14 protein-coding genes and 1 riboswitch are annotated in these 13,318 nt (G+C 56.3%); of the genes, 12 read left to right on the forward strand and 2 right to left on the reverse strand.

Annotated features, from left to right (window positions below):
- Positions 1 to 125 precede the first annotated feature (125 nt).
- Together egtD and egtB are read right to left on the reverse strand one after the other, a co-directional pair.
- On the reverse strand, positions 126 to 1,088 hold the full coding sequence (egtD, locus tag AC222A_RS10465) for an L-histidine N(alpha)-methyltransferase (protein WP_372758445.1): 963 nt from the start codon (positions 1,086 to 1,088) through the stop codon (positions 126 to 128).
- Positions 1,069 to 2,304, reverse strand: a complete 1,236-nt coding sequence (gene egtB, locus AC222A_RS10470) for an ergothioneine biosynthesis protein EgtB (protein ID WP_372748500.1) — start codon at positions 2,302 to 2,304, stop codon at positions 1,069 to 1,071. Before egtB ends, egtD begins: the two co-directional genes overlap by 20 nt.
- A 99-nt stretch (positions 2,305 to 2,403) precedes the next feature.
- Here egtB and AC222A_RS10475 point away from each other — a divergent pair, with 99 nt between their 5' ends.
- The 12 genes from AC222A_RS10475 (at position 2,404) to thiC (ending at position 13,247) form a co-directional block, all read left to right on the forward strand.
- Positions 2,404 to 3,240, forward strand: coding sequence for a PhzF family phenazine biosynthesis protein (locus AC222A_RS10475; RefSeq protein ID WP_372748501.1), 837 nt, complete (start codon positions 2,404 to 2,406; stop codon positions 3,238 to 3,240).
- 205 nt (positions 3,241 to 3,445) lie between these two features.
- Complete coding sequence (gene glyA / locus AC222A_RS10480) at positions 3,446 to 4,708, forward strand: serine hydroxymethyltransferase (protein ID WP_372748502.1); 1,263 nt, start codon at positions 3,446 to 3,448, stop codon at positions 4,706 to 4,708.
- Positions 4,709 to 4,810: 102 nt separating this feature from the next.
- Entirely contained in the window at positions 4,811 to 5,296 is a 486-nt protein-coding gene (nrdR, locus tag AC222A_RS10485; RefSeq protein WP_372748503.1) for a transcriptional regulator NrdR, read from the forward strand.
- The gene (gene ribD, locus AC222A_RS10490; protein WP_372748504.1) at positions 5,296 to 6,408 is read left to right on the forward strand and encodes a bifunctional diaminohydroxyphosphoribosylaminopyrimidine deaminase/5-amino-6-(5-phosphoribosylamino)uracil reductase RibD; all 1,113 of its coding nucleotides are present in this window, start codon (positions 5,296 to 5,298) and stop codon (positions 6,406 to 6,408) included. Before nrdR ends, ribD begins: the two co-directional genes overlap by 1 nt.
- Complete coding sequence (locus tag AC222A_RS10495; protein WP_372748505.1) at positions 6,408 to 7,070, forward strand: riboflavin synthase; 663 nt, start codon at positions 6,408 to 6,410, stop codon at positions 7,068 to 7,070. The genes ribD and AC222A_RS10495 overlap by 1 nt, the downstream gene beginning before the upstream one ends.
- Before the next feature lie 24 nt (positions 7,071 to 7,094).
- Positions 7,095 to 8,234: a bifunctional 3,4-dihydroxy-2-butanone-4-phosphate synthase/GTP cyclohydrolase II gene (gene ribBA, locus AC222A_RS10500; RefSeq protein WP_372748506.1), complete on the forward strand. Its 1,140-nt coding sequence runs from the start codon at positions 7,095 to 7,097 to the stop codon at positions 8,232 to 8,234.
- A gap of 23 nt (positions 8,235 to 8,257) precedes the next feature.
- Entirely contained in the window at positions 8,258 to 8,731 is a 474-nt protein-coding gene (ribH, locus tag AC222A_RS10505) for a 6,7-dimethyl-8-ribityllumazine synthase (protein ID WP_372748507.1), read from the forward strand.
- Between the two features lie 7 nt (positions 8,732 to 8,738).
- Positions 8,739 to 9,194: a transcription antitermination factor NusB gene (nusB, locus tag AC222A_RS10510; RefSeq protein WP_372748508.1), complete on the forward strand. Its 456-nt coding sequence runs from the start codon at positions 8,739 to 8,741 to the stop codon at positions 9,192 to 9,194.
- Complete coding sequence (gene thiL, locus AC222A_RS10515) at positions 9,195 to 10,160, forward strand: thiamine-phosphate kinase (RefSeq protein ID WP_372782428.1); 966 nt, start codon at positions 9,195 to 9,197, stop codon at positions 10,158 to 10,160.
- Entirely contained in the window at positions 10,157 to 10,627 is a 471-nt protein-coding gene (locus AC222A_RS10520; RefSeq protein ID WP_486774946.1) for a phosphatidylglycerophosphatase A family protein, read from the forward strand. Before thiL ends, AC222A_RS10520 begins: the two co-directional genes overlap by 4 nt.
- A 42-nt stretch (positions 10,628 to 10,669) precedes the next feature.
- Complete coding sequence (locus AC222A_RS10525; protein WP_372798009.1) at positions 10,670 to 11,107, forward strand: thiol-disulfide oxidoreductase DCC family protein; 438 nt, start codon at positions 10,670 to 10,672, stop codon at positions 11,105 to 11,107.
- A gap of 94 nt (positions 11,108 to 11,201) precedes the next feature.
- A riboswitch (TPP riboswitch) is annotated at positions 11,202 to 11,306 on the forward strand.
- A gap of 63 nt (positions 11,307 to 11,369) precedes the next feature.
- A complete protein-coding gene (thiC, locus tag AC222A_RS10530) occupies positions 11,370 to 13,247 on the forward strand; it encodes a phosphomethylpyrimidine synthase ThiC (RefSeq protein WP_372759512.1) in 1,878 nt (625 codons plus the stop codon).
- Positions 13,248 to 13,318 lie beyond the last annotated feature (71 nt).

The raw sequence follows: 13,318 nt of genomic DNA on the forward strand, positions 1-13,318 counted from the left end.
GTTTGTTGCTCTCGTTGGAGCAATTCATTTGATGGGTCCATTCTAGGGAGCGCGCGGGCAGCGCAATATTCGGGGATACTGAAGGTGGAGTAAGGGGTTTCTCGTAGGCGAATTGCGCAATCCCGCTATAGTGTGAAGTAGTGAACAGAGAACAGGTTGTCGTCATCCAGCCAGCAGGCCTCGGGCTGAAAGCCAGCGCTGGCGGCAAGTTCGGTGAATTCTTCCACGGTATACTTGAAGCTGTTCTCGGTATGTACGCTGTCGCCGGGACTAAACAGAAAGGCGTCGCCGTTGATCTTGACCTGTTGTTCGCGCTGGCTTACCAGATGCATTTCGATAGCACCCTGCGTTGGGTTCCAATAGGCACGGTGCTGCCAGTGCTCCAGGCAAAAGTTAGCGCCTACTTCGCGATTCAAGCGTTGCAGCAGGTTAAGGTTGAATTGTGCGGTAATGCCGCGACTGTCGTTATAGGCTGCTTCCACACGCTGTCGATCCTTTTTCAGGTCGACACCCACCAGCAGGCCTCCGGGTTCCTGTCCTTGTTGAGCAAGCGCCGCAAAGCGGCGCAGTAAGCCCAGTGCCTCTGCAGGCGCAAAGTTGCCAATAGTGGATCCCGGGAAAAACACCACCGTACGTCGGAAGTTGTGGGTCGGTCTGGGTAGTGACAATGCGCTGCTATAGTCTGCACACACGGGCTGGATATCGACCGCCGGGTAGCTCTCGCTCAGGGCGTTGGCCGCGCGCTGTAGTTGTTCGCGTGATATATCGATGGCGGTGTAGGCCGCGGGCGAGCTGAGGGCGTCCAGCAGCAGGCGAATTTTCAGCCCTTCGCCACTACCGTACTCGACAATACGTGCCTGCGGGCCAATATGCTGGGCCATATCCGGCAGATAGCGCCTGAGGATGCTTATTTCGGTGCGGGTGGGGTAGTACTCAGGCAGTTCGCAGATCTGTTCAAACAGCCTGGCTCCTACCGCGTCATAGAAATACTTGCAGGGCAGATGGCGCGGTGTTGCCTTGAGGCCGGCCAAGGCCTCTTCGAGCAGTGTGCGAGTATCGGGTTTCAGGTCAATCAGTGGTGCGGTCACGGGCCAGCCTTAGTCCGGCAAATTGCCAGCGTTGCTGTGGATAGAAGAAGTTTCGGTAGGTGGTGCGCTCATGGCCTGGTGGCGTAATGCAAGCGCTGCCACGCAACACCATCTGGGATGACATGAACTTGCCGTTGTATTCGCCCAGGCTGCCGGGCAGAGGTTTGAAGCCGGGGTAGGCTTGGTAGGGCGAGCTCGTCCACTGCCATAACTGGCCGAAAAAACCATCGCCGCCGGGGTGCAGCAGGTGTTGGTGCGACCCGGGCCTAGCGGCAACCTCCCACTCTGCCTCGCTCGGCAGGCGGGCGCCCGCCCATTCAGCGAAGGCGGCGGCCTCGTAGTAGCTTATATGAGAGACCGGCCGGTCTGGGTTGAGTGTCTGTAGGCCATGCAGTGTGAACTCGAGGATTTCGTCGTCATACACCCAATAGAGAGGTGCAGCGATATCGTTCTGCTGACACCAGTCCCAGCCCTCCGACAACCACAGGCGCGGGGTGTGATAGCCACCGTCTTCGATAAAGTCCAGCCAGTCGCCGTTGGTAACCAGAGCGTCGGCCAGCGCAAAGGGTTCAAGCCAGACCTTGTGACGGGGTTGCTCATTATCAAACGAAAAGTCGGCGCCGTGATGGCCAATTTCTACAAGCCCGCCGGGATGCTCTAACCACTCCCCAGTCTGGCCTGTAGCGAAAGCTGCGGGCATTGGTGTTTTACTGTAGGCGGGAAACAGCGGGTTGCAGAAAAACACGTGTTTGATGTCCATCAACAGCAATTCCTGGTGCTGCTGCTCGTGATTCAGTCCCAGTGTAATGAGGGTGTCAATGGTGTCTGGCGGGTCGCTCTGCTCCAGCCACTGGATCAAACGCTCATCAATGGCGTGGCGGTAGGCGAGTATCTCGTCCAGTGTGGGTCGCGACAGCAGGCCACGCGCGGGTCGTGCATGGCGGTCACCCTTGGAGATATAGTAACTGTTGAAAAGGTAGGCGTACTGGGGGTGAAAAGGCTGGTAGCCCTCACAGTATTCTGCGAGGATAAATTGCTCAAAAAACCAGGTGGTGTGCGCTAGATGCCACTTGCTCGGGCTGACATCCGGCATCGACTGAATACAGGTGTCTTCGGCGCTCAGGGTGGCGCAGAGCTGCTCACTGAATTGTCTCACCGTGCGGTAAGACTGAAGGCGTTGCGGCTGTGCGCTGATAGCGGTTTCTGCCATGGGCATAAACGGGCCTTGCTCTGTTGGTTGAGTTTACGCTGCTTTATCAATGACCGATCACCACACCATAAACCGATAGTGTGTAAGAAGGGTTAACCTGCCTTTATGATGAAAATATATCAAGTCGACGCCTTCGTCAGTGACCAGTATCGCGGCAATACTGCCGGAGTTTGCCTGCTGAAAGAGTCCTTGCAGGCCAGTCAGATGCAAGCAATCGCCACTGAAATGGGGTTTGCTGAAACAGCCTTTGTGGTGCCTGAAGGCGACAAGCGCTGGAATATTCGCTGGTTTACCCCGGCCGTTGAGGTCGATCTGTGTGGCCATGCCACGTTGACCGCTGGCTGGGTGCTGGCCGAGATTGCTGGCGAGGAAGGCGAATTGACCTTTTCCAGTCGCAGCGGTGATCTGTCGGTGACGGCGGAGGGCGATTACCTGACCTTGAACTTTCCGGCGCAGCGGGTCGAGCCGGTGACATTGCCCCCTGAAATTCTTGAGGCGATTGGCCTCGACGGTGAGATTCAGGGGTTTCGCGCCTGTGTAAACGCCGGCAATTGGATAGCACAGGTGTCGACCGAAGGAGAGGTCCTAGCAATAGATCCGGATATGGAGCTGCTACGCAAGGTTCCTGAGGGCGGGCTGATTGTTACCGCGCCGGGTGAACGCTGTGATTTTGTGTCGCGTTTCTTTGCGCCGAACTACGGTATTGACGAAGATGACGTGACCGGTAGCGCCCATTGTTCGCTGGCGCCCTACTGGGCGAAAAAACTGGGTAAGCAGGTCCTGCTCGCCCATCAGTTGTCTGACCGGGGAGGCGAGATTCACTGTACCGTGCAGGGCGAACGGGTGTTGCTGAAAGGGCAGGCCCGCTTGCGCACAGTAAGGCAGCTTAGTGGATCGTTTTTCACCAATGAATTTGTAGAGGGTGAGGGGCGGGCGTCCTAGGCCTGCTCGCGTGCGCTGCGCACTAGCGCAGCTTGCGCTTGGTGCCCGTTTGCCGCGATCCATCTATCGCGGTTGAAACACCCTGAAAACCCTTGCCATCGAAGGATGCCCCTCGGGCCCAATTATTGTACAATGCGCGCCTTTTCCAGCCGGGTTCAGCCACTATTGAGGGCAGCACCCCTATCACTTCTGTGGGAGACCGTGAATGTTTTCAAAAGACATGGCCATCGCCGGTTATGACGACGAGATTTGGACTGCTATCCAGGAAGAGGAAACTCGCCAGGAAGAGCACATCGAACTGATTGCCTCTGAAAACTACACCAGCCCGCGCGTGATTCAGGCGCAGGGCACGGTGCTGACCAATAAATACGCGGAAGGCTACCCCAAAAAACGCTATTACGGCGGATGTGAATACGTCGACAAAGCCGAAGAACTGGCCATTGAGCGTGCCAAGGCCCTGTTCGGCGCCGACTACGCCAACGTTCAGCCGCACTCCGGTTCTCAGGCCAATTCGGCGGTTTATCAGGCCCTGCTATTGCCCGGTGAGACTGTGCTCGGTATGAGCCTGGATGCTGGTGGCCACCTGACTCACGGTGCTAAGCCCAATTTCTCCGGCAAGATATACAACGCAGTGCAGTACGGTTTGAACCCTGAAACGGGTCTGATCGACTACGATCAGGTGGAAGCACTGGCACTTGAACACAAGCCGAAAATGATTGTGGCGGGCTTCTCTGCCTACAGCGGCATCGTTGATTGGGGCCGTTTCCGCGAGATTGCCGACAAAGTGGGCGCTTACCTTATGGTTGATATGGCCCATGTGGCCGGACTGGTTGCCGCGGGCGTTTACCCCAACCCGGTGCCGTTTGCCGATGTGGTAACCACCACAACGCACAAAACCCTGCGCGGCCCACGTGGCGGCCTGATACTGGCCAAGGCCAATGAAGCGCTGGAAAAGAAATTCAATTCAGCTGTTTTCCCCGGTGGTCAGGGCGGCCCCTTGATGCACGTGATTGCAGCTAAAGCGGTCAGCTTCAAAGAAGCGATGGAGCCCGAGTTCAAAACCTACCAGGCGCAAGTGGTGAAGAACGCGCAGGCGATGGCAGCTACTTTTATAGAGCGCGGTATCAATATAGTTTCGGGCGGTACTGAAAACCACCTGATGCTGGTTGATCTGATTGGCAAACCCTATACCGGCAAAGACGCCGATGCGGCGCTGGGTGATGCCAATATCACCGTGAACAAGAACGCCGTGCCTAATGATCCGCGTTCACCCTTCATTACCAGTGGGTTGCGTGTTGGTACACCGGCAGTGACCACCCGCGGCTTTAAAGAAGCCGAGTGCAAAGAGCTGGCCGGCTGGATGTGCGACGTGCTGGAAAGCCTGGAAAATGGTAACGCCGAGCAAGTTATTGCCGAAGTTAAGGGCAAGGTGCTGGAAATCTGCAAGAAATTTCCGGTTTACAAATGAGTCGGCCGTCAGGCGTTTCACGCCTGACCGGTTCTTCGTAGCGGCGCCAGAGTAGATAAGCTCTCTTCTGGCCCGCGATTGACTCAAACAGAGGCTCCACCCATGCGCTGTCCCTTCTGCACCCACGACGATACCAAAGTCATTGATTCGCGCCTGGTCGCTGAGGGTGGGCAGGTGCGTCGCCGTCGCGAATGTCTGTCCTGCGCCGAGCGCTTTACCACCTACGAATCCGCTGAGCTGTTAATGCCCAAGGTGATCAAGAGTAACGATCGCCGGGAGCCCTTCGACGAAGACAAATTGCGCGCCGGTATTTTGCGGGCACTGGAAAAACGCGCTGTCAGCGTGGAAAAAATTGAAGCGACGCTTACCGATATCAAGCGGGTATTGCAGTCTAAGGGTGAGCGCGAGATTCCATCACTGTTGATCGGTGAGCTGGTCATGGATCATTTGCAGAAGATTGATCACGTTGCTTATGTGCGATTTGCGTCGGTTTATCGCAGCTTCCAGGATCTTGATGAATTCCGGGCGGAGATCGACAGGCTGTCGGCCAACCCGATTCCGTCAACACCGGAGACGAAAGGTCAGTAATGTCTGCCGCCACTGATGCGCGCTGGATGGCGCGCGCCATCCAGCTCGCCGGGCGCGGTCACTATACGACCAGCCCCAACCCCAAGGTGGGTTGTGTACTGGTGCGTGACGATACGCTATTGGCGCAGGGCTGGCATATCAAGGCCGGCCAGGGGCATGCAGAGGTCAATGCGCTGGCCCAGTGTGCGGAAGCTGCAGGCGCCACCGCCTACGTTAGCCTGGAGCCTTGCTCCCACCACGGCAAGACCCCCCCCTGCGCAGAAGCCCTGATTGCAGCTGGAGTAGCGCGAGTGGTTGTGGCAATGCAAGATCCCAACCCGGAAGTTTCCGGGCGTGGTATTGCTCGTTTGCGTGAGGCCGGTATAGACGTGGTAGTCGGGATTGCGCAGGCCGAAGCCGAGGCCCTCAATCCCGGCTTTATTAAGCGGATGAAAACGGGTTTGCCGCGATTGCGCGCCAAGCTGGCGATGAGTCTGGATGGTCGTACCGCGATGGCGTCCGGGGAAAGCCAATGGATTACTGGAAGCGATGCGCGTCGCGACGTGCAGCGCCTGCGCGCGGCGAGCTGCGCGATTGTCAGTGGTGTAGAAACCCTGTTGCATGATGACGCCGCGTTGACCGTTCGCCCAGAGCAGGCGGGTTTGCCCGCCGAGCAGTGTCGCCAGCCGCTGCGCGTTATTCTTGATTCGCACCTGCGCACTCCGGTGGCTGGCAAGCTCTTTCAAGGTGGTGGCCCGATCCTGATTATCGGCGCCGAAAACGCGCCTGAGTCGCGCAATAAACTTGAGGCCGCCGGCGCTGAAGTGTTGCTGATGGCGGGTGCTGATGGTCGCGTAGATTTGACGGCAGTGGCTAAAGAACTGGGCCGGCGCCAGTGTAACGAGGTGCTGGTGGAAAGCGGTGCGACGCTGGCTGGTGCATTTTTGCAGGCAGACCTGTTGGATGCCTTGACCGTGTATATGGCGCCAACGCTGCTTGGCAGCATGGCTCGCCCCCTGTTTGAGTTGCCGCTGAATGACATGAACTCCCAGCGTCGCCTCCATATAGACAGTGTGCGCGCAGTGGGTAGCGACTGGCGCTTCGACGCGACTTTGCATACGGTGGCGCACTGATGTTTACCGGTATTATTGAAGCCGTAGGCGAAATCGTCACCATAGCAGACACGGGTGGCGACAAGCGTCTGACCATTGATGCGGGTGCACTTGATATGTCCGCGGTTAAGCTCGGTGACAGTATCGCAACCAATGGGGTCTGCCTGACGGTAACGAGCCTGAATGGCAGCCGCTTTACCGCAGACGTGTCGCGTGAAACCCTGTCCTTGGCGACTTTGGGCGCACTCAAGCCTGGCGCCTCGGTCAATCTGGAGCGGGCCATGCCAGCCAACGGCCGGTTTGACGGTCACATTGTCAGTGGCCATATTGACGGCACAGGGCAGATTTCGAGTCGGTCTGAGGATGCCCGCTCTGTCCGTCTGTCGGTGGCGGTACCCGCGGCGCTGCGCAAATACACGGCGCACAAGGGCTCAATCTGTATAGATGGCGTGAGCCTGACCATCAACGCCTTGAGTGCAGATGGCGTAGAATTGAACATTGTGCCGCATACGGCGGCGCAGACCATTATCACCCACTACCAGGTGGGGACAGTGGTCAATCTTGAAGTCGATGTGATTGCCCGTTATCTGGAGCGGTTACTGACGGGTGAAGCACACACGGAACCCTCGCGATTGAGCGAGGCTTTTTTGGCAGAACATGGATTTACCGGGCGCAAACGCTAGCGTTCGGCAGCAACGGGAAAGGTTATGAATCTGAACACGGTGGAAGAACTCATTCAGGATATTCGCCTCGGTAAGATGGTGATACTGATGGATGATGAAGATCGCGAAAACGAGGGCGATATTGTGATGGCCGCTGAGTGTGTGCGGCCACAGGATATCAACTTTATGGCGATGCACGCGCGCGGCCTGATTTGCATGCCCATGACCCGTGATCGCTGCGAGCGCCTCGGGTTGCCACTGATGGTGGATCGCAATGCGTCTGGTTTTGGCACCAAGTTCACCTTATCTATCGAGGCAAAAGATGGTGTTACCACCGGTATTTCAGCGGCGGATCGCGCGCATACCGTGCGAGTTGCGGCTGCGAAAAATGCCACGGCGGCGGATATCGTCCAGCCCGGCCATATCTTCCCGCTGATGGCGGAAAGTGGCGGCGTACTTACCCGCGCTGGCCATACCGAGGCGGCCTGCGATCTGGCGCGCTTGGCGGGTTTTCAGGCCTCTGGCGTTATCTGCGAGATCATGAATGACGACGGCACTATGGCGCGACGGCCCGACCTGGAAAAATTCGCGGAAAAGCACGACATCAAGATTGGTACGATCGCCGACCTGATCCATTATCGGGTGGTCAATGAACAAACCATTGAAAAGCTGGCTGTAGAATCGATAAACACAGATTTTGGCGAATTCCAGCTGCACAGCTACCGCGATAATGTGAACGATGATGTGCACTTTGCCGTGGTAAAAGGCGAGATTGATCACAATACTCCCGCACTGGTGCGGGTGCACTTGGGCTCATCCATTCGCGATCTGCTGCATATCCAGCTGCCGGGTGAAAACAGTGGTTGGAATATGAATCGCTGTCTCAAGAAAATTGCAGAAGAGGGCGGCGCGGTCGTACTGTTGGCAAACAGTGAATCGTCAGATGATCTGATTAGCAGTCTGGATATTGCCCGTGGCAATCGCCCGGCGCCGATGGGTGATAGTGCCCAGCATCAGAACACTTATATGAATGTGGGGCTTGGCTCTCAGATTCTGCGTGACCTGGGCGTCGGCAAAATCCGCCTGATGGGCGCGCCGATCAAGTATAATGCGATCTCAGGTTTCGATCTGGATATCGCGGAATTTGTAAGCGCCGACGGTGAAATCACCCCGGCCGAGCACTGAGTAAGAAGGGACAGGAATCGATTATGAGCACAAACAAACCTATCGAAGGCACCTTTGCCAATTGTGAAGGCAAGTATGCCATCGTGGTCGGCCGCTGGAATGCTTTTGTGGTCGAGAGCCTTCTGGAAGGTGCAAAAGACTGCCTGATTCGCCACGGTATTGCCGAAGGCGATGTCACCGTGGTGCGAGCTCCCGGTGCGTTTGAAATTCCGCTGGTTTGCCAAAAAGTGGCAGAAACCAAAAAGTACGACGCGATTATCGCTCTTGGTGCGGTGATCCGTGGTGGCACCCCGCACTTTGAATATGTGGCGGGCGAGTGCACCAAAGGTTTGGCGCAGGTTTCCATGCAGTATGGCCTGCCAGTTTCCTTCGGTGTGTTGACCGTCGACACCATCGAACAGGCGATTGAGCGCGCCGGTACCAAAGCGGGCAACAAGGGTGAAGAAGCCGCCCTGTCTGCGTTGGAAATGGTCAGTCTGCTCAAGAATATTGGCTGAGGTTTCTGTGTCGCAACCCCCGGAAAGTAACTTACCCGCGCTGCGCCGCAAAGCGCGGCACTACGTATTGCAGGCCCTTTACCAGTGGGAAATGGCCAAGCAGCCGCTGCATGAAATTCAGGCCCAGTTTCTGACCGACTACGATATGAAACATGTCGATACAGAATTTTTTGGTGAGCTGTTACATGAAATTCCCGCCAATTTGAATGAACTTCAGGCGGAGTTTGAGCCGTTGCTCGACCGCAAGCTGAGTGATCTGGATCCAGTTGAGCTTAATCTGTTGAGGATGGGGGCGTATGAGCTCAAGCACCGTATCGATGTGCCCTATAAAGTAGTGATCAACGAGTGCGTCAATCTTGCCAAGCGTTTTGGCGCTACCGATGGCCACCGTTACATCAACTCCGTACTGGACAAGGTGGCCGCCCAAACTCGCAAGATAGAAGTGGCTGCCGCGCAGAAATAAATGGCGCTCTGCGAATTTGAACTGATTCAGCGTTACTTTACTTCCTTTCAACAGGGCTCGGCGGTGGTTACCGGTATCGGTGACGACTGCGCAGAGCTGAGCCTTTCTCCCGGACACACCCTGTGCACCTCCATCGACACGATGGTGGAGGGTGTGCACTTTCCGAAAAAGGTCGATGTGAGTGGTCTTGGCTGGCGCGTGCTGGCGGCTGCGGTGAGTGACCTGGGCGCCTGTGGTGCCAAACCACTTGGTTTCTGTCTGGCGTTGACCCTGCCTGAAGCGAACGAAGCGTGGCTAGCTGATTTTGCCCGTGGGCTTGCCGACGCCTCAAACGCGTTCGGGATTCCACTGGTGGGTGGCGATACCACTAAAGGCCCCTTGTGCCTATCAGTGCAGGTATTTGGTGAGACCCCTGCCGGCAAGGCCCTGCTGCGTAGCGCCGCTAATAGCGGTGACGATATCTGGGTGACCGGTACGCTGGGTGACGCACGCGCTGCACTGGATTGTCTGGAAAAGAATAGTGTTAGTGTGCATGAGCAGCATTTTCTGACCCAGTACTATCGCGCCGAGCCACCCCTGAAGTTTGCGGCTGAGCTGATCGGTATCGCCCGTGCCGCCATCGATATATCTGATGGTCTCGCGGCAGATCTTGGGCATATACTTCATGCCAGTAAGTTGGGCGCGGAAGTTGATTTGTCTCGGCTGCCTGTCTCAGGCGCGCTGGCGCAAAGTTATCCGCGTGAGCAGGTGCACCACTATGCACTGACCGGCGGGGACGATTACCAGTTATGTTTCACGGCAGATTCAAACGCCCGAAGCGCCCTGAGAAAGCTTGCGGCGCAGTTCGATATTCGCCTTACCCCGATTGGGGGTATAACGGGTGGGCGGGAGCTGGTTTTACAGTGCGATGGCAAAGCCGTCGATCTGGACGTCTATAAAAACAAGGGATATCAGCACTTTCAATGAATACCTACGCGCTTTGCCGCAACCCCATTCATCTGGCCAGCTTTGGCTTTGGCTCCGGCCTTGCGCCCAAGGCGCCCGGCACGTTCGGTACATTGCTGGCAGTGCCATTGTGGCTGGGATTGAACCAGCTGGAGTTACCATGGTATCTGGCCATGTTGGCGGCGACCTTCGCCTTCGGTGTGTTCTGTTGCGGCTATACCGCCAAGGCCATGGGGGTGCACGACCACGGCAGTATTGTCTGGGACGAGTTTGTGGGCTTCTGGATAGCCATGATTGCGGTGCCTGCTGAACCGCTGTGGATTGTCGCAGGTTTTGCCCTGTTTCGGCTGTTCGACATCGCCAAGCCCTGGCCGATCAAATGGCTGGATAAGAAAGTGCATGGCGGTTTTGGGATCATGATCGACGATGTGCTGGCGGGCGTATTTGCGGCGGTGGTGTTGCAAGTGCTGATTCACTACGTGGTTTGATCATCTGCCACGGTAGTAGGCTGAAAGGCGGAGGGCTTTGGTTTGTCAGACAATCCGTGTGCGCCAGGCATCAGCCTGCAAGACCGCGTTATTCTCTTTGACGGTGTCTGTAAGCTTTGCACTGCCTGGTCACGTTTCCTGATTCGCTACGATAAGCACGACAAATTTCGGCTGGCGACAGTGCAGTCGCCGCAGGGGCAGGCAATACTGAGGTGGTATGGTCTGCCCACCGATCATTTTGAGACGCTGTTGCTGGTGGAAGGCGGCAGGCTCTATTGTAAGTCGGCAGCCATTATCCGCGTGCTGCACCAGCTACCTCTTCCCTGGCCGTTGTTTGCCTTGAGCTGGATGGTGCCGCGCCCCCTGCGAGATTGGCTCTACGACCGTATTGCCCGTAATCGCTATCGGCTGTTTGGTCGCTATGAACACTGTCCTTTGCCCGACACAAAGCACCAGGGAAAATTTCTCGATAACAACTAACGCATCATGGGGCCGCGCGCTCCCGGTTACTGCCTGAGTCAACAGTATTGTCCACTTGCCTGTTGCTACTTCGCCCGTTTCAGCGCTACACTGCCTGCTCTTGTCGGGGTGCCGGTTTCTCACAATAGAAGCTGGCTGAGAATCACCCGCTGAACCTGACCTGGATAATGCCGGCGTAGGGAACAAGAACTCTTCCGCCATTGCGGCTGCCCTTCGTTCCTCGCCCTCACTCCAGGCTCCACTGCCAGCGCGCGAGGGTACCATGTCATCATCTTCTGAATACCAGTTTCTGCGAGAGACCGCTCAGGTCGACCACGATTCCGTTCAACCATTTCCGGCGTCCAGTAAAATTTACGTTGAGGGCAGCCGCGGTGTTCGCGTGCCAATGCGTGAAATCAAATTGACGCCGACCCCGGTTGCCGGGGCTGATGGCGAAACCCGTCTGGAGCCAAACCCACCGGTACGGGTTTACGATACCTCAGGCCCCTACACCGACCCGGATGCCGAGATCGATATCCGTAAAGGGCTGGCACCGGTTCGTGAGCAATGGATTATTGATCGAGATGATACCGAGGTACTCAGCGGCGACAGCTCTGAATACAGCCAGAAGCGTGCCGCCGACCTAACCTTGGAAAAACTGCGGTTTGATCTGAAGCGCAAACCGCGCCGTGCCAAGGCAGGTAAAAATGTGTCGCAAATGCATTACGCCAAGCAGGGCATTGTGACACCTGAGATGGAATATATTGCCATTCGCGAGAACATGGCGCTGGCGCAGGCAAAAGAGCAGGGTGTGCTGGAACAACAGCACCCGGGTAATTCCTTTGGCGCCAGTATTCCCGACGAAATCACTCCGGAATTTGTGCGTGATGAAATCGCGCGCGGACGGGCCATTATCCCCGCCAATATCAATCACCCGGAACTGGAGCCAATGATTATTGGCCGTAACTTCCTGGTAAAGATCAATGGCAATATTGGAAACTCGGCGCTGGGCTCAAGCATCGAAGAAGAAGTGGCAAAGCTGACCTGGGGTATTCGCTGGGGCGCCGACACCATGATGGATTTGTCCACCGGTAAAAACATTCACGAAACCCGCGAGTGGATTATCCGCAACTCGCCGGTGCCGGTGGGCACTGTGCCAATCTATCAGGCATTGGAAAAAGTGGATGGTGTGGCAGAAGACCTGACCTGGGAAATCTTCCGTGACACGCTGATTGAGCAGGCAGAGCAGGGCGTGGATTACTTCACGATTCACGCTGGTGTACTGCTGCGCTACGTGCCGATGACCGCCAAGCGGGTGACCGGTATTGTTTCGCGCGGGGGCTCGATTATGGCCAAATGGTGTCTTGCGCATCACAAGGAAAATTTCCTCTACACCCATTTTGAAGATATCTGTGAAATCATGAAGGCCTATGATGTGTCCTTCTCGCTGGGCGATGGCCTGCGTCCGGGTTCGATTGCTGACGCCAACGATGAGGCGCAATTCGGTGAGCTGGAAACTCTGGGTGAGCTGACAGAAATTGCCTGGAAGCACGATGTGCAGGTGATGATTGAAGGTCCCGGCCATGTGCCCATGCACATGATCGAAGCCAATATGAAGAAACAGCTCGAACACTGTAAAGAAGCACCTTTCTACACGCTTGGGCCTTTGACGACTGATATTGCCCCGGGCTACGACCATATTACCTCTGGTATCGGTGCAGCTCAGATTGGTTGGTACGGCTGTGCCATGCTGTGCTATGTGACACCGAAGGAGCACCTTGGGCTGCCCAATAAAGATGACGTTAAAGAAGGCATCATTACCTACAAGATCGCTGCCCATGCCGCAGATCTGGCGAAGGGTCATCCCGGCGCGCAACTGCGCGACGATGCCTTGAGTAAAGCGCGGTTTGAATTTCGTTGGGAAGACCAGTTCAACCTCGGTCTTGATCCGGATACGGCGCGTGCTTACCACGACGAGACCCTGCCCAAAGAGTCCGCCAAAGTGGCGCATTTCTGCTCCATGTGTGGTCCCAAATTCTGTTCGATGAAGATTACTCAGGAGGTCCGCGATTATGCGGCCCAGCAAGAGCTGGACGCGGAAATGGCGAAAAAATCCGAAGAGTTCAAATCGCAGGGCAGTGAGATTTATCGGAAGGTGTGATCTGGTGCATCGTGGGTCAGTGAACGGCGGGGTGCGGGACGTGAAATACAGCTATCAACTGCAGCGCGATC

This window comes from Litorivivens sp., assembly GCF_057445395.1.